The organism is Tenacibaculum aiptasiae (genome assembly GCF_965221665.1).
Taxonomy (GTDB): domain Bacteria; phylum Bacteroidota; class Bacteroidia; order Flavobacteriales; family Flavobacteriaceae; genus Polaribacter; species Polaribacter aiptasiae.
In genome coordinates, this window is sequence record NZ_CBDCSN010000002.1 from 1,995,575 (window position 1) to 2,014,724 (window position 19,150).

15 protein-coding genes, 2 tRNA genes and 2 rRNA genes are annotated in these 19,150 nt (G+C 33.7%); 18 read left to right on the top strand and 1 reads right to left on the bottom strand.

Features of this window, described 5'->3' with window-relative positions; all coding sequences use genetic code 11:
* The first annotated feature begins 75 nt into the window (after window positions 1-75).
* The 3 genes from ACOQN8_RS09565 (at window position 76) to ACOQN8_RS09575 (ending at window position 4,009) form a co-directional block, all read left to right on the top strand.
* Window positions 76-2,952 (top strand): 23S ribosomal RNA (locus tag ACOQN8_RS09565).
* A 100-nt stretch (window positions 2,953-3,052) separates the two neighbouring features.
* Window positions 3,053-3,161, top strand: a 5S ribosomal RNA gene (gene rrf / locus ACOQN8_RS09570).
* 65 nt (window positions 3,162-3,226) lie between these two features.
* Window positions 3,227-4,009 carry a tRNA pseudouridine synthase A gene (locus ACOQN8_RS09575; RefSeq protein WP_420552502.1) on the top strand — a complete coding sequence of 261 codons (783 nt, stop codon included), beginning with the start codon at window positions 3,227-3,229 and terminating at the stop codon, window positions 4,007-4,009.
* A gap of 47 nt (window positions 4,010-4,056) precedes the next feature.
* Here the strand turns inward: ACOQN8_RS09575 and ACOQN8_RS09580 are convergent, their stop codons facing one another.
* Window positions 4,057-5,199, bottom strand: coding sequence for an acyl-CoA dehydrogenase (locus ACOQN8_RS09580; RefSeq protein ID WP_420552503.1), 1,143 nt, complete (start codon window positions 5,197-5,199; stop codon window positions 4,057-4,059).
* A 93-nt stretch (window positions 5,200-5,292) separates the two neighbouring features.
* Between ACOQN8_RS09580 and ACOQN8_RS09585 the strand changes: the two genes are divergently transcribed.
* From ACOQN8_RS09585 to ACOQN8_RS09655, 15 genes are all read left to right on the top strand, one after another.
* Window positions 5,293-6,354: an anhydro-N-acetylmuramic acid kinase gene (locus ACOQN8_RS09585; RefSeq protein WP_420552504.1), complete on the top strand. Its 1,062-nt coding sequence runs from the start codon at window positions 5,293-5,295 to the stop codon at window positions 6,352-6,354.
* Between the two features lie 311 nt (window positions 6,355-6,665).
* The gene (locus ACOQN8_RS09590) at window positions 6,666-7,892 is read left to right on the top strand and encodes a Glu/Leu/Phe/Val dehydrogenase dimerization domain-containing protein (protein WP_150901346.1); all 1,227 of its coding nucleotides are present in this window, start codon (window positions 6,666-6,668) and stop codon (window positions 7,890-7,892) included.
* Window positions 7,893-7,910: 18 nt separating this feature from the next.
* The gene (nhaD, locus tag ACOQN8_RS09595; RefSeq protein ID WP_420552505.1) at window positions 7,911-9,305 is read left to right on the top strand and encodes a sodium:proton antiporter NhaD; all 1,395 of its coding nucleotides are present in this window, start codon (window positions 7,911-7,913) and stop codon (window positions 9,303-9,305) included.
* A 146-nt stretch (window positions 9,306-9,451) separates the two neighbouring features.
* Window positions 9,452-10,135, top strand: a complete 684-nt coding sequence (locus ACOQN8_RS09600; RefSeq protein ID WP_235276111.1) for a MotA/TolQ/ExbB proton channel family protein — start codon at window positions 9,452-9,454, stop codon at window positions 10,133-10,135.
* Entirely contained in the window at window positions 10,135-10,527 is a 393-nt protein-coding gene (locus ACOQN8_RS09605; protein ID WP_235276110.1) for an ExbD/TolR family protein, read from the top strand. The genes ACOQN8_RS09600 and ACOQN8_RS09605 overlap by 1 nt, the downstream gene beginning before the upstream one ends.
* 1 nt (window position 10,528) lies before the next feature.
* The gene (locus ACOQN8_RS09610) at window positions 10,529-11,350 is read left to right on the top strand and encodes an energy transducer TonB (protein ID WP_420552506.1); all 822 of its coding nucleotides are present in this window, start codon (window positions 10,529-10,531) and stop codon (window positions 11,348-11,350) included.
* 64 nt (window positions 11,351-11,414) lie between these two features.
* A complete protein-coding gene (locus tag ACOQN8_RS09615; RefSeq protein ID WP_420552507.1) occupies window positions 11,415-12,626 on the top strand; it encodes a bifunctional folylpolyglutamate synthase/dihydrofolate synthase in 1,212 nt (403 codons plus the stop codon).
* Window positions 12,627-12,695: 69 nt separating this feature from the next.
* Window positions 12,696-12,770: transfer RNA gene (locus tag ACOQN8_RS09620), tRNA-Val, on the top strand.
* A 27-nt stretch (window positions 12,771-12,797) separates the two neighbouring features.
* Window positions 12,798-12,872, top strand: a tRNA-Val gene (locus ACOQN8_RS09625).
* 271 nt (window positions 12,873-13,143) lie between these two features.
* Complete coding sequence (gmd, locus tag ACOQN8_RS09630) at window positions 13,144-14,265, top strand: GDP-mannose 4,6-dehydratase (protein WP_150901352.1); 1,122 nt, start codon at window positions 13,144-13,146, stop codon at window positions 14,263-14,265.
* A gap of 3 nt (window positions 14,266-14,268) precedes the next feature.
* Window positions 14,269-15,201: a GDP-L-fucose synthase family protein gene (locus tag ACOQN8_RS09635; RefSeq protein ID WP_420552508.1), complete on the top strand. Its 933-nt coding sequence runs from the start codon at window positions 14,269-14,271 to the stop codon at window positions 15,199-15,201.
* Window positions 15,188-16,348, top strand: a complete 1,161-nt coding sequence (locus tag ACOQN8_RS09640; RefSeq protein WP_420552509.1) for a DegT/DnrJ/EryC1/StrS family aminotransferase — start codon at window positions 15,188-15,190, stop codon at window positions 16,346-16,348. The genes ACOQN8_RS09635 and ACOQN8_RS09640 overlap by 14 nt, the downstream gene beginning before the upstream one ends.
* A gap of 118 nt (window positions 16,349-16,466) precedes the next feature.
* Complete coding sequence (locus tag ACOQN8_RS09645; protein ID WP_420552510.1) at window positions 16,467-17,750, top strand: nucleotide sugar dehydrogenase; 1,284 nt, start codon at window positions 16,467-16,469, stop codon at window positions 17,748-17,750.
* Window positions 17,750-18,682 (top strand): Gfo/Idh/MocA family protein, encoded by a 933-nt coding sequence (locus ACOQN8_RS09650; RefSeq protein ID WP_420552511.1) that lies wholly within the window; start codon window positions 17,750-17,752, stop codon window positions 18,680-18,682. The genes ACOQN8_RS09645 and ACOQN8_RS09650 overlap by 1 nt, the downstream gene beginning before the upstream one ends.
* A gap of 32 nt (window positions 18,683-18,714) precedes the next feature.
* On the top strand, window positions 18,715-19,146 hold the full coding sequence (locus ACOQN8_RS09655) for an adenylyltransferase/cytidyltransferase family protein (RefSeq protein WP_420552816.1): 432 nt from the start codon (window positions 18,715-18,717) through the stop codon (window positions 19,144-19,146).
* Window positions 19,147-19,150 lie beyond the last annotated feature (4 nt).

Below are 19,150 nucleotides of genomic sequence, written 5' to 3' on the forward strand. Positions count from 1 at the left end.
TATTTAACAAGAATATTTTTTATAAAAACAAATTATAAAGAGCTCGTTCTAGAAGTAATTCTAGAGCAAAAAGTACAATAAGCTAAATAAGGGCGTATGGCGGATGCCTAGGCTTTCAGAGGCGATGAAGGACGCGATAAGCTGCGATAAGCTACGGGGAGAAGCACATATTTTATGATCCGTAGATTTCCGAATGGGGCAACCCAGCATGTTGAAGACATGTTACCCGTAAGGGGGCAAACCTGGTGAACTGAAACATCTAAGTAACCAGAGGAAGAGAAAACAATAGTGATTCCGTTAGTAGTGGCGAGCGAACGCGGATTAGCCCAAACCAATGCTGTTACGGCAGTATTGGGGTTGTAGGGCTGCGACATTAGAATCTAAGTGAACTAGAATCGTTTGGAAAGACGAACCAAAGAGAGTGATAGTCTCGTATAGGTAAGCGAAGAGGATATAGCAGTACCCTGAGTAGTGCGGGACACGTGTAATCCTGTATGAATCCACCGGGACCATCCGGTAAGGCTAAATACTCCTGAAAGACCGATAGTGAACTAGTACCGTGAGGGAAAGGTGAAAAGAACCCTAAGTAAGGGAGTGAAAGAGAACCTGAAACCGTACGCCTACAAGCGGTCGGAGCACATTTACTGTGTGACGGCGTGCCTTTTGCATAATGAGCCTACGAGTTACTGTTGCTAGCAAGGTTAAGGATTTAAGGTCCGGAGCCGAAGCGAAAGCGAGTCTGAATAGGGCGAGATTAGTTAGTAGTAGTAGACGCGAAACCGAGTGATCTACCCATGGGCAGGTTGAAGCTGTGGTAACACACAGTGGAGGACCGAACCAGTTGACGTTGAAAAGTCTTTGGATGACCTGTGGGTAGGGGTGAAAGGCCAATCAAACTCGGAAATAGCTCGTACTCCCCGAAATGCATTTAGGTGCAGCGTTGAGTAAAAGTTTTATAGAGGTAGAGCTACTGATTGGATGCGGGGGCTTCACCGCCTACCAATTCCTGACAAACTCCGAATGCTATAAAATGTTTCTCAGCAGTGAGGGCATGGGTGCTAAGGTCCATGTCCGAGAGGGAAAGAACCCAGACCATCAGCTAAGGTCCCCAAATATATGTTAAGTTGAACTAACGAGGTGAAACTGCTTAGACAGCTAGGATGTTGGCTTGGAAGCAGCCATTCATTTAAAGAGTGCGTAACAGCTCACTAGTCGAGCGGTTTTGCATGGATAATAATCGGGCATAAACATATTACCGAAGCTATGGATTTATATTTATATATAAGTGGTAGGGGAGCATTCTATTTGCGCCGAAGGTGTACTGTGAGGTATGCTGGAGCGGATAGAAAAGAAAATGTAGGCATAAGTAACGATAAAGGGGGCGAGAAACCCCCTCACCGAAAGACTAAGGTTTCCTCAGCGATGCTAATCAGCTGAGGGTTAGTCGGGACCTAAGGCGAATCCGAAGGGAGTAGTCGATGGACAACAGGTTAATATTCCTGTACTTCTTATAATTGCGATGGGGTGACGGAGTGATGAAAGCACCGCGAACTGACGGAATAGTTCGTTGAAACATTTAGGTATTAGAGCTGTAGGCAAATCCGCAGCTTTAGCTGAAGTGTGATAGTACAACAAGTCTTCGGATGCGTTGATAGTGTGCCTAAGGGCTTCCAAGAAAAACCTCTAAGCTTCAGATTATAAGAACCCGTACCGTAAACCGACACAGGTAGTTGGGATGAGAATTCTAAGGTGCTCGAGAGATTCATGGCTAAGGAACTAGGCAAAATCGACCCGTAACTTCGGGAGAAGGGTCGCCCCACTCTGTGGGGCCGCAGTGAAAAGGTCCAGGCGACTGTTTATCAAAAACACAGGGCTTTGCTAAATTGAAAGATGATGTATAAGGCCTGACACCTGCCCGGTGCTGGAAGGTTAAGTGGAGGGTTTAGCTTCGGCGAAGATCTGAAATGAAGCCCCAGTAAACGGCGGCCGTAACTATAACGGTCCTAAGGTAGCGAAATTCCTTGTCGGGTAAGTTCCGACCTGCACGAATGGTGCAACGATCTGGACACTGTCTCAGCCATGAGCTCGGTGAAATTGTAGTATCGGTGAAGATGCCGATTACCCGCAGCGGGACGAAAAGACCCCGTGAACCTTTACTATAGCTTCGTATTGACTTTGGATAAGTAATGTGTAGGATAGGTGGGAGACATTGAAGCGGCGTCGCTAGGCGTTGTGGAGTCGTCCTTGAAATACCACCCTTTGCTTATCTAGAGCCTAACTCAGCAATGAGAACAGTGCGTGGTGGGTAGTTTGACTGGGGTGGTCGCCTCCAAAAGAGTAACGGAGGCTTCTAAAGGTTCCCTCAGCACGTTTGGTAACCGTGCGTAGAGTGCAATGGCATAAGGGAGCTTGACTGAGAGACATACAGGTCGATCAGGTACGAAAGTAGAGCATAGTGATCCGGTGGTTCCGCATGGAAGGGCCATCGCTCAAAGGATAAAAGGTACTCCGGGGATAACAGGCTGATCTCCCCCAAGAGCTCACATCGACGGGGGGGTTTGGCACCTCGATGTCGGCTCGTCACATCCTGGGGCTGGAGAAGGTCCCAAGGGTTGGGCTGTTCGCCCATTAAAGTGGCACGCGAGCTGGGTTCAGAACGTCGTGAGACAGTTCGGTCTCTATCTGCTGTGGGCGTTAGAAATTTGAGTGGATCTGACTTTAGTACGAGAGGACCGAGTTGGACGAACCTCTGGTGTATCTGTTGTTCCGCCAGGAGCACTGCAGAGTAGCTACGTTCGGAAGGGATAAGCGCTGAAAGCATATAAGCGCGAAACCCACCACAAGATGAGATTTCTTTAAAGGGTCGTTGGAGATTACAACGTTGATAGGCTACAGGTGTAAAGGCAGTAATGTCATAGCCGAGTAGTACTAATAACCCATAGGCTTATGTATATCGTCTTCCCTCTACGGAGGGAAGCGCAACTCTTTGATAATTTATGATATGATTTTACTAATATGTTAACTTTTACAGTTGAAATACACTGAAACGATTTAAGGTGATTATTGCAATGGGGCTCACCTCTTACCATTCCGAACAGAGAAGTTAAGCCCATTAGCGCCGATGGTACTGCCGATGGTGGGAGAGTAGGTCGTTGCCTTTCTTTTTAACCTCAATCTTATACTATAAGATTGAGGTTTTTTTTTGCCAAAATTTTATATTTGAAAAATGAATTATAAACATTCTTATTTAGTAACAATACAATATTTAGGTTTTCGTTTTCATGGCTGGCAAAAGCAACCAAACTTAAAAACGGGACATCTTTTTTTAGATAAAACATTGAAGTTTATTTATAAGGGAATTCGACTTAAGAGTTTGGGAGTTGGACGAACTGATGCAAGAGTTTCTGCAAGCCATTTTGCATTTCAATTATTTATTGATGAAGAAGTAGATTTTGATCAATTTATGTTAGATTTTAATGCAAACGCTCCTGGAGACATGCGTGCTTTGAAGATTGAAGATATTAATAGGGATTTTAATATTATTCAACATCCAAAGTTAAAAGAGTATAGATATTACTTTTCTTATGGAGAAAAGAACCATCCTTATTCAGCGCCTTTTTTAACGCGTTTTAGAGAGCAATTGGATATGGAATTAATGAAAGAAGGGGCTAAATTATTTGAAGGCTTTAATAACTATAAAAGGTACTGTACTAAGCCATCTAAAGATACTAAAGTTGAAAGAGAGATTGTTTATTGTAGAATTGAAAGAAATACGGAATTAACAGCTTCTTTTTTTCCTAAAGAAAGTTATGTTTTAATAGTAAGAGGAGAAGGGTTTTTGAGAAATCAAATTCGATTAATTATGGGAGCTTTACACGATTTAGGAAAAGGTGAGTTTGATTTGGAATTTATTAAAGATAGTTTGAATCCAGATTCTGATGTAGATTTAATAAAAAATATTGCACCAGCATCAGGTTTGCATTTACATAAAATAGATTTTAAAAAATAAAGCTCATCAATTTTGATGAGCTTTATTAATATTATTAGAGAATAAACTTAGTCTCTTATTAAACTTCTTGAAATTACAATTTTTTGAATTTCAGAAGTACCTTCATAAATCTGAGTAATTTTTGCATCACGCATTAAACGTTCTACATGGTATTCTTTTACGAAACCATTACCTCCGTGAATTTGAACAGCTTCAACTGTTTGTTCCATTGCTACCTTAGATGCATATAATTTTGCCATAGCGCCAGATTGATCGTAGTTAATACCATTATCTTTATCACAAGCAGCTTTCATAACTAAATGACGTGCAGCAGCAATTTCTGTATACATATCAGCTAATTTGAATGCAATTGCTTGGTGATTGCAAATTTCCGTACCAAAAGCTTTACGCTCTTTTGAATATTTTAAAGCTAATTCATAAGCACCTGAAGCTATACCTAAAGCTTGAGCAGCGATACCAATTCTTCCACCAGATAAAGTTTTCATGGCAAATTTAAAACCAAATCCATCTTCACCAATACGGTTTTCTTTTGGAACTTTTACGTCGTTAAATTGTAATGTATGGGTATCAGAACCACGAATACCTAATTTATCTTCTTTTGGCCCAATATCAAATCCTTCCATTCCTTTTTCAACTATAAAAGCATTGATACCTCTATGTTTTTTAGAACGATCAGTTTGAGCAATTACTAAAAAGACATCAGCACGTCCTCCGTTAGTAATCCAGTTTTTAGTACCGTTTAATAAGTAGTGGTCACCTTTATCTTCAGCAGTTGTAGCTTGAGATGTAGCATCAGAACCTGCTTCAGGCTCACTTAAACAAAATGCTCCAATTTGTTCACCAGTAGCTAATTTTGTTAAATATTTTTCCTTTTGTTTTTCTGTACCATATGCTTCTAAACCATAACATACTAAAGAATTATTAACAGAAACCATAACAGAAGCAGAAGCATCAATTTTTGATAATTCTTCCATTATTAATACATAAGAAACAGCATCCATTCCGCTTCCTCCGTATTTTGGGTCTACCATTACTCCCATAAAACCTAATTCTCCCATTTTACGAACTAATTCGTTAGGAAACTCTTGTTTTTCATCTCTTTCTATTACTCCAGGTAGTAATTCGGTTTGCGCAAAATCACGTGCAGCATCACGAATCATTAAATGCTCTTCTGTAAGATTAAAATCCATTATCTAATTTATATTTTTGTTAATTTCGTAAAAAATGTCCCCAAAGATACTTTTTTAATAGCAAATTTTCAATAGACTTACTACTTTTACTTCATGTTAAACAATTATATTTATTGTATTGGGCTAATGTCTGGAACTTCATTAGATGGAATTGACTTGGCTTATATCCAATTTGACTCAAATTCATACAATAACTTCCAAATTATAAAGGCTGATACTTTTTCATATTCAGATGAATGGAAAAATAAATTACAGAAAGCTATATCATACAAAAAAGAAAATTTGAAAAGCTTAGATATAGAGTATGGAATTCTTCTTGGTAAGCTTTTAAATGAGTTTATTGAAATCAATGAAATATCAACATTAGATTTTATAGCTTCCCATGGTCATACTATTTTGCATCAACCAGAAAATGGAATCACTTTACAAATTGGTAATGGTCAACAAATAGCAAATATTACAAATAAAAAAGTTGTTTGTGACTTTAGGACTCAAGATGTAAAATTAGGAGGTCAAGGAGCTCCTTTGGTTCCAATTGGTGATAAGTTATTATTTTCTGACTATGAATATTGTTTAAATCTTGGAGGTTTTGCAAATGTTTCATTTGAAAAAAATACTAAGAGAATAGCTTTTGATATTTGTCCAGTAAATATTGTTTTGAATCATTACACACGAAAGTTAGGCCAGGAATATGATGATAATGGAAATTTAGCATCTAATGGAAATGTTAATGAAATTTTATTAAATGAATTGAATCAACTAAAATTTTATAAGATTAATCCTCCAAAATCATTAGGTTTAGAATGGGTGCAAAAAGAAATTTTTCCATTGATAGACAGTTTAGAGGAAGATATTCAAACAATATTAAGAACTTTTGTTGAGCACATAGCAATTCAAATAGGGAGTGTTATTAAAAATAGTAAATCAGTTTTAGCTACAGGAGGAGGTGTATATAACTCTTTTTTAATGAAAAGAATTGATTTTTATGCTAAAACTAGAGTAGAAAAAGTTAGTGATGAGCTTATTAATTACAAGGAAGCATTAATTTTTGGTTTTTTAGGTGTTTTAAAGCTTGATAATCAGGTGAATTGCTTGGCTTCTGTCACAGGGGCAAGTAAAAATCACTCTTCTGGAGAAATATTTCAGCCTAAATAAAAATTAATTTTTATGTTAAAATTTACAAAAAACCAAGGAAACTTTTTTAGTATTTAAAGTTTCCTGTGTATTTTAGCAGAGTTATTTTAAATGTTTAATCAATTTTCTTTCAAAATATTCTATAAAATAAAGCTAATTGAATTAATAATGTGTAAAATATGTTTTTTTATGGTAGTTTTGTATGCACAACTATTATTAAAAACCACAGTAAGATGAATCAACTTTAACTCCCCTATGGGGACAAATTGTAAAGAACTTCAAAAGATGAAAAAGAGAAACAATTAAAGTTGAATTTACCTATAAAATTTAAAATGAAAGATTTATTAAAAAAATACGAAGAAAAGCAACCTGAAATAGTTTTTAACTGGAAAGATTCTGAAACAGAAGCAGAAGGTTGGACAGTTATAAATTCACTAAGAGGTGGAGCTGCTGGTGGTGGTACGCGTATGCGTAAAGGTTTAGATAAGTATGAAGTAACTTCATTAGCAAAAACAATGGAGGTTAAGTTTACTGTTTCTGGACCGGCTATTGGTGGAGCAAAATCAGGAATTAACTTTGACCCGCACGATCCTCGTAAAAAAGGAGTTTTAGAGCGTTGGTATAAGGCAGTGGCTCCATTATTAAAAAACTATTATGGAACTGGAGGAGATTTAAATGTTGATGAAATTCATGAAGTAATCCCTATGACTGAAGATGTAGGTGTATGGCACCCGCAAGAAGGAGTTTTTAATGGACACTTTAAGCCAACAGAAGCTGATAAAATTAATAGAATAGGTCAGTTACGTCATGGAGTTATAAAAGTATTAGAAGACGAAAAGTTATCTCCAAGTATTTTAAAAAAATATACTGTAGCTGATATGATTACTGGTTATGGAGTTGCTGAAGCTATTCGTCACTATTATAATATCTATGGGGGTACAGTAGTTGGAAAAAGAGCTATTGTACAAGGTTTTGGTAATGTTGGTTCTGCAGCTGCATTTTATTTAGCAGAAATGGGAGCTAAGGTTGTTGGAATTATTGATAGAGTAGGAGGAGTAATAAATGAAGAAGGGTTTTCGTTTGAAGAAATTAAAGAAATGTTCTTAAATAAAGATGGGAATACTTTAGTATCTGAAAATATGATTCCTTTTGAGGAGATGAATGAACGTATTTGGAACTTACCATGTGAAATCTTTGCTCCGTGTGCTGCTTCAAGATTAGTACAACAAGATCAAATAAATAAAATGATTGATACAGGTTTAGAAGTAATTTCTTGTGGAGCAAATGTACCATTTGCTGATAAAGAAATATTCTTTGGCCCTATCATGGAGGAAACTGATAAGAAAGTTAGTTTGATTCCAGATTTTATTTCAAATTGTGGAATGGCTAGAGTATTTGCATACTTTATGGAACGTAGAGTTGAAATGACAGATGAAGCTATATTCACAGATACTTCAAACACAATAAAGAAAGCACTTCAAAAAACTTTTGCAAAGAGTGCTTCTAAAACAAAAATTAGCGAGACAGCCTTCGAAATCGCGTTAAAAGAATTGATATAAAAACAAATTAAATAAAAAATGGAGTTAGCGATTATTTTAGTATTCGTAATGGGATATTTGGCCATTACTTTAGAGCATAATATTAAGTTAGATAAATTAATACCAGCATTAATAATGATGGCTATTTGTTGGGCCTTAGTGGCTCTGGGAGTAGATAGTTTTTCTAACTGGTTTGATTCGTCAAAGCATGCTTTAGTAGAAGGTTTTAGTGCCTTAGCCCACGATGATAAAATGCATTTAGTAGAAGAAACATTGTTACATCATCTAGGTAAAACAGCAGAAATTTTAGTTTTCCTTTTAGGAGCAATGACCATAGTAGAAATTATAGATTATTTTGATGGTTTTTCTACAATTAAAGGATATGTAAAAACTAAGAGTAAGAAGAAAATTCTTTGGATGTTTGGTGTTCTAGCATTTATATTATCAGCGATTATAGATAATCTAACAGCTACCATTGTATTGATTTCTATTTTACAAAAAATAGTAAAAAGTAGAGAAGATAGAATTTGGTTTGCAGGTTTAATTATTATTGCAGCAAATGCAGGAGGAGCTTGGTCGCCAATTGGAGATGTTACTACTACAATGTTATGGATAGGTAAAAAAGTAAGTACACCAATGTTAGTTGCGTATTTATTTATACCATCAGTGCTTTGCATGGTAGTACCAACTTTTATAGCGTCGTTTTTACCAGCTTTCAAAGGAGAAATAGAAACAGATGAAAATGATGATGATAAAAAGAAAAGTCCTCATAGCGCAAGAATGTTATATTTAGGACTAGGAGCAATTGTATTTGTGCCTTTCTTTAAAACAGTTACTCACTTACCTCCTTATGTAGGAATGATGTTATCATTAGCAGTTGTAGCTACTTTTGCTGAAATTTATAGTAGAACAAAATTCTCATTAACAGATTTTGATAGCGAAGAATCTGATGCTCATGCTCACCATAGTCCAGTGCATGCATCTTTATCTAAAATTGAAATGCCAAGTATTTTATTTTTCTTAGGAATTTTAATGGCTGTGGCAGCTTTAGAGTCTTTAGGAATCTTATTTAATTTTGCTGATAGTTTAAAACAAGGAATTCCTTTAATGGGGTCTGAGTTAGCTGGAACAAATGTTTCTGATTTAGTAGTAATTTTATTAGGAATCGGTTCAGCTGTAATTGATAATGTTCCATTAGTAGCAGCTTCATTAGGAATGTTCTCTGAACCAATCGATAATCCGTTATGGCACTTTATTGCTTTTTCAGCAGGAACAGGAGGAAGTATGTTAATTATTGGTTCTGCAGCAGGAGTTGTGGCAATGGGAATGGAAAAAATAGATTTCTTTTGGTATTTAAAGAAAATCTCTTGGTTAGCTTTCATCGGATTTATAGTAGGATCATTAGCGTTTATGTTAATGAGAACATTTATCTAAAAAAATATAATAAATAAAAATAAAGTCTTCCTTAATCATGGTTATTGAGGAAGACTTTTTTATACTTGTATTTTAAAACAATTTTCAATAAAACAAATCGTTAATTAGTTAACGTAAATTAATTACAAACTCTAATATTATTTTTAATGTTGTTATTTCAAGAAAGTACAGAATTGTTAGAAGAAGTGTCAGAAGAAAAAACATTATCTATAATCCAGTTAATTAAAGATGGTGGATTAGGAGGACAAATTATCATAGCATTATTATTTGTGTTATTAGCAGTAGCTCTTTATATATACTTTGAACGTTTTTTTGCAATTAAAGCAGCATCTAAGGTTGATAAAAACTTTATGAATCAAATTAGAGACCATGTAACTAGTGGTAAATTAGATAGTGCTAAAGCAATGTGTGAAAACACACAAACACCAACTGCAAGATTAATTGGTAAAGGTATTTCTAGAATAGGAAAACCATTAGATGATATTAATACAGCAATAGAAAATGCTGGTAAGTTAGAAGTTTATCAGTTAGAAAGAAACGTATCGGTATTAGCAACTATAGCTGGAGCAGCTCCAATGATAGGATTTTTAGGAACAGTAATTGGAATGATAGTTGCAATACATGAAATAGCAAACTCTGGTGGTCAAATAGATATTAAAATGTTATCAGATGGTTTGTATACAGCAATGACAACCACAGTAGCAGGTTTAATAGTTGGTATTATTGCATATATAGCATATAATCATTTAGTAGTTCGTACAGATAAAGTAGTTTATCAAATGGAAGCTAAATCAGTTGAGTTTTTAGATTTATTAAATGAGCCAGTATAATGAATTTAAAAGGAAGAAATAAAGTAGATCCAAGTTTCAATATGTCTTCAATGACAGATATTGTTTTCTTGTTGTTGATTTTTTTCATGTTAACATCTACGCTAGTTACCGTTAGTGCAATAGATGTTTTATTACCCAAAGCAGGAGGGAAAACAGAAAATAATACTTCAGTAGCAGTAACAATAACAAAAAACTCTTCTTTTTATATTGATAAAACTAAAGTTAGTAATGCTAATTTAGAAAACTCAATTTTAGCTAAAGTAGGGCCAGGTAAAAAGAAAACAGTAGTAATACGAGGCGATCAAAATGTTCCGTATAAAAATGTAATGAGAGTTATAGATATTGCAAATAGGAACAAGTTGAAAATGATATTAGCAGTAAAGGGCAAATAAAATGTCAGTTTTAGATACACAACATAAACGTAAATCAGCAGTAATAACAGCAGTTATTCTGTTGCTTTTATTATTTGGAATATTCAATTACGGGATGAAGTATCTTGATCCTCCTATTGAGTATGGAGTAGCAATTAATTTTGGAAACTCAGATGTTGGGAGTGGAGAGCCAGTTGAAAAAACAAAATCACAATCAGTACCTGAAGAACAGCAAGAAGAAGTTGTAGAAGAGGTGCAAGAAGTACAGGAAGAGGTAATTCAGGAAGAAGTAATTACTGATGATACCGCTGATGATGTTCCAGTTGTGGAGAAGATAGAAGAAAAAAAAGAAGAGGTAAAAGAAACTCCTAAAGAGGATAAGCCTAAAGAAAAACCAAAACCAAAGCCTTCAAAAGAAGCAACAGATGCTTTAAATAGTTTGTTGAATGGGACATCAAAAGATGGAGCAGATAAAGGAGAAGGAGATGATAATGAGGCTGGTGTAAAAGGTAAAGAGAATGGTGATCCTAGTTCTAATAAATATTATGGAGGAGGCGGTAGTGGCTCTGGAGGTAATTATAACTTAGCAGGAAGAAAGGCATTATCCAAACCTATAAAAAAGCCAGAGTGCCAAGAAGAAGGAACAGTGGTTGTGAGTATAGAAGTAGATCAAAATGGTAAGGTGATTAAAGCAGTACCTGGAGTAAAAGGATCAACTAACACAGCGCCATGTTTATTAAAACCTGCTAAAGAAGCAGCTTTAAGAACAAAATGGAATGCAGATGGTAAAGCACCATCAAAACAAAGAGGAACAATAATCTACAGATTCTCTTTGTCTCAGTAATAACTTTGCATCAAAAATAATTTCATCTCACAATACAGAAATAGAGATGTTATAAACAATAGATATGACATATCAAGAAACCTTAGATTGGATGTTTGCACAATTACCAATGTATCAACGTCAAGGTAAAACAGCTTTTAAAAAAGACTTAACAAATATTATAGCTTTAAGTAAAGAGTTAGGGAATCCAGAAAAAAAGTTCAAGACAATTCATGTAGGAGGAACAAACGGAAAAGGTTCAACAAGTCATATGATAGCTTCTATATTACAAGAAGCAGGATACAAAGTAGGATTATACACATCTCCGCATTTAAAGAACTTTACAGAACGTATTAGAATAAATGGTAAAGAAATTCTAAAGGAAAGCGTTGTAGATTTTATAACAGCTAATAAAGAGTTTTTAGAAAAGCAACAGTTATCTTTTTTTGAAATGACAGTAGGAATGGCATTTGATTACTTTTCAAAAGAAGAGGTAGATGTAGCGGTTATTGAAGTTGGATTAGGAGGAAGATTAGATTCAACAAATATTATAAAGCCAGAAGTGTCGGTAATAACTAATATAGGATTAGATCATACTCAGTTTTTAGGAGAAACATTACCAGAGATAGCATTTGAAAAAGCAGGAATTATAAAAAATGAAATACCTGTAGTTATAGGAGAAAGGCAAGAAGAAGTTGTAGAGGTGTTTAAAAAGAAAGCTAAAGAATGTAATTCTGAAATTTTATTTGCTTCAAAAGAAGAAGAAAATAAGTTTAAAACAGATTTACTAGGAGAATACCAATTGAAAAATGTAAAAACGGCAGTTTTAGCAGTAAAACAATTAAAAAACTTTATTGTTTCTGAAAACAATATAAAACAAGGGCTTTTAAAGGTAGCTAAAAACACGAGTTTAAAAGGACGTTGGCAAATATTACAAGAAAATCCTAAGGTAATTTGTGATACTGCTCATAATAAAGAGGGGTTAATTTATACATTAAAGCAACTTCAAAAAGAAAATTATAAAAATTTACATATTGTTTTAGGTGTGGTTTCTGATAAAAAAATAGAAGAAATATTAAGATTGTTTCCCAAAAAAGCGACTTATTATTTTTGTAAACCAAATATTCCACGAGGAATGTCAGAAATTTTTTTAAAAGAGCAGGCGAATGCATATAATTTGGAAGGAGAAGCTTTTTATTCTGTAAATCAAGCTTTTGAAAAAGCGAAAATGAACTCAGGAAGAGAAGATGTTGTTTATATTGGAGGGAGTACGTTTGTTGTTGCAGAAATTTTATAAAAAAAAGTGAAAAAAGTTATTGCAGATATCTAAAAGAGTTATATATTTGCACCCGCAATTAGCAATTAAGGGCGCGTAGCTCAGTTGGTTCAGAGCACTTGGTTTACACCCAAGGGGTCAGGGGTTCGAATCCCTTCGCGCCCACAACTCTTAAGAAGTTAATTGCAAAACGGGCGCGTAGCTCAGTTGGTTCAGAGCACTTGGTTTACACCCAAGGGGTCAGGGGTTCGAATCCCTTCGCGCCCACTAAAAGTCTTCATCTTTTCAGATGGAGACTTTTTTATTTTATGATATTTTGTTAATGATGTTTTTTGTAATTTCGTAAGCTATTCTATTAAGATGTGAAGTTGTTGAGAAGAGAACTTTAAACTTAGGTGTAAAGCATGTTTGATAGTGAGAAATTATAAATAGATTGTAGGAAGTTGATGTGATTAATTTGTAAGATAAAAGCATCAATGATTTTAAGAAATAAATATAATAAAGGTAATGAAATGGTTGCCTAATTTAATAAACGATTATGAGTACTAGAAAAGTAGCATTAATTACAGGTGTAACAGGTCAGGATGGAGCTTATTTGAGTGAGTTTTTATTGAAGAAAGGATATGTGGTCCACGGATTGAAAAGAAGAACATCTTTGTTTAATACAGATAGAGTAGATCATATATATCAGGATCCTCATGTTGAAGATAGAAATTTCTTTTTACATTATGGAGATATGACTGATAGTACAAATATTATTCGTTTAATTCAAGAGATTCAGCCAGATGAAATATATAATTTGGCAGCAATGAGCCATGTTCATGTTTCTTTTGAAATACCAGAATATACAGGTAATGCTGATGGTCTTGGAACTTTGCGTATTTTGGATGCTGTTAGATTGTTAGGGTTAGAAAAGAAAACAAAAATATACCAAGCATCAACATCAGAGCTTTACGGAAAGGTTCAAGAAGTACCTCAATCGGAAACTACACCTTTTTATCCTAGAAGTCCTTATGCTGTTGCAAAAATGTATGCGTATTGGATAACGGTAAATTATAGAGAGGCATATGGTATGTATGCATGTAATGGTATTTTATTTAATCATGAATCGCCAATTAGAGGGGAAACATTTGTTACAAGAAAAATAACTAGAGCAACTTCTAGAATAGCTTTAGGATTACAAGATAAGTTTTACTTAGGGAATTTAGATGCTCAAAGAGACTGGGGACATGCAAAAGATTATGTGCGAATGATGTGGATGATATTACAAGCAGATGAACCAGAAGATTGGGTAATTGCAACAGGTAAAACAACAACAGTTCGTGATTTTGTTAAAATGAGTTTTAATGAAGCTGGAATTGAATTAGAGTTTAAAGGAACTGGTGTTGATGAGAAAGCTTATGTAAAAGCTTGTAATAACCCGAAGTATCAAGTAGAAATAGGTAAAGAAGTTTTATCGGTAGATCCAAAATATTTCAGGCCAACTGAGGTAGACTTATTAATTGGTGACCCAACCAAGGCAAAAGAAAAATTAGGTTGGGAATTAGAATACGATTTACCAGCTTTAGTAAAAGATATGATGCAAAGCGATCTTAAATTGATGACCAAAGATCAATACTTAAAGCAAGGAGGATACTACACAAATAATTATTTCGAGTAGAAGATGAAAATATTATTAACAGGAGCATCAGGAATGGTGGGGAAGAATATTTTAGAGTTTTCTGAAGTTTCAAAACATCAGTTTTTAACTCCAACAAGTCAAGAGTTGGATTTATTGGATTATAACTCGGTATATAATTATATAAAAGATAATCAGCCAGAATTTATTATTCATGCTGCAGGAAAAGTAGGAGGAATTCAAGCTAATATAGCTGAGCCAGTGAGTTTTTTAGTAGACAATATTGATATGGGAAGAAATATAATAATAGCTGCTAAAAATAATGGGGTAAAAAACTTACTGAATTTAGGAAGTTCGTGTATGTACCCAAGAGAAGCAAAGAACCCATTGTCTGAAGATCTTATTTTGAAAGGAGAGTTAGAACCTACAAATGAAGGATATGCTATAGCGAAAGTAATGTCTACTAGATTGTGTGAATACATAATGAAAGAAGATAAAACAAAAAACTATAAAACAGTAATTCCTTGTAATTTATACGGTAAACATGATAAGTTTAGTCCTAAGAATTCTCATATGATACCGGCAGTTATTAGAAAAATTTATGATGCAACGTTAGCAAATCAGCAAGAGATTGATATTTGGGGAGACGGATTGGCTAGAAGAGAGTTTATGTATGCAGAAGATTTAGCAGATTTTATTTTTTATGCTATCGATAAGTTTGATGAAATGCCACAAAATATAAATGTGGGATTAGGTCATGATTATACTATTAATGAGTATTATAAAGAAATAGCTGAAGTAATAGGTTATAAAGGACAATTTGTGCACGATTTAACTAAGCCGGTGGGAATGAAACAGAAATTAATAGATGATTCAAAACTTATCGAATTTGGTTGGCGTTATAAGACTTCTTTAAAAGAAGGAGTTAAAAAAACATTTGAATATTATAAAAAAGAAGAGTTCAATGAAGCAGTATAAGTTAGCATCCTCTACATGGGATGAAAAAGAATTAGCCGCAATACAATCGGTAATAGATAAAGATATGTACACTATGGGAGATAGTGTAAAGCAATTTGAAAATGATTTTTCAAAGTATCTGGATTCTAAATATTGTGTTATGACAAGTTCTGGGTCTACAGCTAATCTATTAGCAGTAGCTGCTCTTTTTTTTACTAAGAATCCAAAATTAAAAAGAGGAGATGAAGTTATAGTTCCAGCAGTATCGTGGTCTACAACGTATTTTCCTTTACAGCAATATGGTTTAAAGTTGAAGTTTGTAGATGTAGATTTAGAAACTTTAAATTATGATTTAGAGGCTTTAGAGTCGGCAATATCAGATAATACCAAGATGATAATGATTGTTAATCTATTAGGGAATCCAAATGATTTTGATAAGATTAATAGTATTATAGAAGGAAAAGATATTTTCTTGATAGAAGATAATTGTGAGTCAATGGGGGCTACTTATAAAGATAAGCAAGCAGGTACTTTCGGTGTAATGGGAACTTTTTCTACATTTTTCTCGCATCATATGGCTACGATGGAAGGTGGTTTTGTAACAACAGATGATGAGGAGTTGTATCATATATTACTATCGATAAGAGCCCATGGGTGGACAAGAAATTTACCTAAAAAGAATTTAGTGTCTGATAAAAGCGATGATTGGTTTGAAGAATCGTTTAGGTTTGTACTTCCAGGATATAATGTAAGGCCGTTAGAAATGAGTGGAGCGATAGGGGTTGAACAATTAAAAAAATTACCTTCTTTTATTGAAAACAGGAGAGAAAATGCAAGTTTCTTTGTTGAGTTGTTTAAAGATCATAAAGATTTTATAATACAAAAAGAGATAAGTAAAAGTTCTTGGTTTGGGTTTTCATTAATAATTAAGCCAGAGTCAAATTTGAGTAGAAAAGAAGTGGTGACAAAGTTATTTGATAACGGAATAGAATGTAGACCAATTGTTACGGGAGACTTTACACAAAATGAGGTAATGAAGTATTTTGATTATGAAATTCATGGAGAATTGAGGAATGCAAAATATTTACATGAAAATGGTTTATTTGTAGGAAATCAACAAGTTTTGATTAAAGAAGAAATTCAATATTTGTTTGATGTTTTGAAATAATGTAAATTAAAAAATATAAAAAGTCTTTATCTATTTATGATAAAGACTTTTTTGTTTTGTAACAATTAGTTAATAATGTTTTTTGTAGTTTTGCCTCTTTATAAAATAGATAAGGGAAATGAATAAGCAAAAAATTGCAGTAATAGGTTTAGGATATGTTGGATTACCATTAGCACGTTTGTTTGCTACAAAATATGCTGTTGTTGGTTTTGATATTAATAAAGAAAGAGTAGATGAATTAAATTCAGGAGTTGATTCAACTTTAGAAGTTTCTGATGAAGTATTGCAAGAAGTACTTAAGAGAGAAAATTCAAAAGATAATGGTATGTATTGTACATCTGTATTAGAAGAGATACAAGATTGTAATGTATATATAATAACAGTTCCTACTCCAGTAGATAAAAATAACAGACCAGTTTTAACCCCTTTAATTAAAGCAAGCGAGACAGTAGGTGCAGTTTTGAAGAAAGGAGATATTGTTATATATGAATCAACAGTTTATCCTGGAGTTACAGAAGAAGAATGTATTCCTGTGTTAGAAAAAGTTTCAGGATTAAAGTTTAATGAAGAGTTTTATGGAGGGTATTCTCCTGAAAGAATAAATCCAGGAGATAAAAAACATACTGTAGAAAATATATTAAAAGTAACTTCAGGTTCTACTCGAGAGATAGGAAAAGTTGTAGATGATTTGTATAAATCTGTAATAACAGCAGGAACACATTTAGCGCCTACAATAAAAGTAGCAGAAGCATCTAAAGTGATCGAAAATTCACAAAGAGATATTAATATTGCGTTTGTAAATGAACTAGCAAAAATTTTTGGATTGATGGATATTAATACTCATGATGTCTTAGAAGCAGCTGGGACTAAATGGAATTTCTTACCATTTAAACCAGGGCTGGTTGGGGGGCATTGTATTGGGGTAGATCCATATTATTTAGCTCAAAGAGCTCAAGAGTTTGGATATCACCCAGGTATTATTTTGGCAGGTAGACGATTAAATGATAGTATGGGGGAATATGTGGCTTCTCAAGTAATTAAATTGATGATAGATCGTGATTTGAAAATTAAGAATGCTGATATTTTAATTTTAGGAGTTACGTTCAAAGAAAATTGTCCAGATGTTCGTAATACAAAAGTAGTAGACGTAATCTCTGCATTGAAAGAATATAATACAAATGTTATGGTTTATGATCCTTGGGCTGATGAAGATGAGGTTAAAAAAGAATATAATATTGTTTCAACAAAACAATTGCCGAATAAAAAATTTGATGCAATTGTTTTAACTGTAGCTCACAAAGAATTTTTAAATTTAGATTTAGACTCTTTAAAGAAGAAAGAAAGTGTAGTATATGATGTAAAAGGTAGTTTACCTAAAGAGTTTGTAAATAAAACGTTATAATGAAAAACTTTGCTTTAATTGGTGCGGCTGGTTATATAGCCCCTCGACATTTAAAGGCGATAAAAGATACGGGAAATAATTTATTAGCTGCTCTTGATAAGTTTGATAGTGTTGGTGTTATGGATAGTTATTTTCCAAATGCCGATTTTTTTGTTGAATTTGAGAGATTTGATCGTCATATTGAAAAAATAAAACGCCAACAGAATGTACAATTGGATTATGTTAGTATTTGTACACCAAATTATCTACATGATTCTCATATAAGAATGGCTTTGAGAAGAGGAGCAGATGCTATTTGTGAAAAACCATTGGTTTTAAACCCATGGAATGTTGATGCGTTACAAGCAATAGAAGCTGAGTCAGGAAATAAAATTAATACAATTCTTCAATTACGCTTACATCCAAGTATTATCACTTTAAAAAATAAAGTAGATAGTGAAATTAAGAAAGAGAAATATGATGTTGATTTAACATATATTACTTCTAGAGGTAATTGGTATGATGTGTCTTGGAAAGGAGATGAAAGTAAATCTGGAGGAATAGCTACTAATATTGGTGTTCATTTTTACGATATGTTATTTTGGATTTTTGGAAGAGTACAAGAAAATATAGTGCACCTTAGAGAAAAAGATAAAGCAGCTGGATACTTAGAGTTTGAAAAAGCAAGAGTACGTTGGTTTTTGTCGACAAATGAAAAGTTACTTCCTAAAGAAATAAAAGACAAAGGTCAAAGGACATTTCGTTCAATTACTGTAGATGACGAGGAAATAGAATTTAGTGAAGGTTTTACAGAATTACATACGGAGAGCTATAAAGAAATTTTAAAAGGAAACGGTTTTGGTTTGGTTGAAGCTAAATCGTCTATTCAAATAGTTCATGATATACGAAATAAAGGAGTTACGAATTTAGGTGAAAAACATTTTCTATTGTGAAAGAATCAATATATTTGCAAATAAAAAAGGGAATGAAAATAGGGATAACGTTTAGTGCCTTTGATTTACTTCATGCTGGGCATATTAAAATGTTGGAAGATGCAAAACGTCAATGTGATTATTTAATTTGCGGACTACAAACTGACCCAACAATAGATAGACCTCAAAAAAACAAACCAATTCAATCTGTAGTTGAAAGATATATTCAATTGAAAGGCTGTAAATATGTAGATGAAGTAGTACCTTATGCTACTGAGCAAGATTTAGAGGATATATTACAGTCTTTTAAAATAGATGTAAGAATTTTAGGTGAAGAATATCTAGATAAAAACTTTACAGGTAGAGAATTTTGTGAAAAAAAAGGAATAGAATTATTTTATAATAAAAGAGAGCACCGCTTTTCAAGTAGTGGATTAAGAAAAGAAGTAGCAGAAAAAGAGGTTTTGAAATCTAAAGATAAATAATATA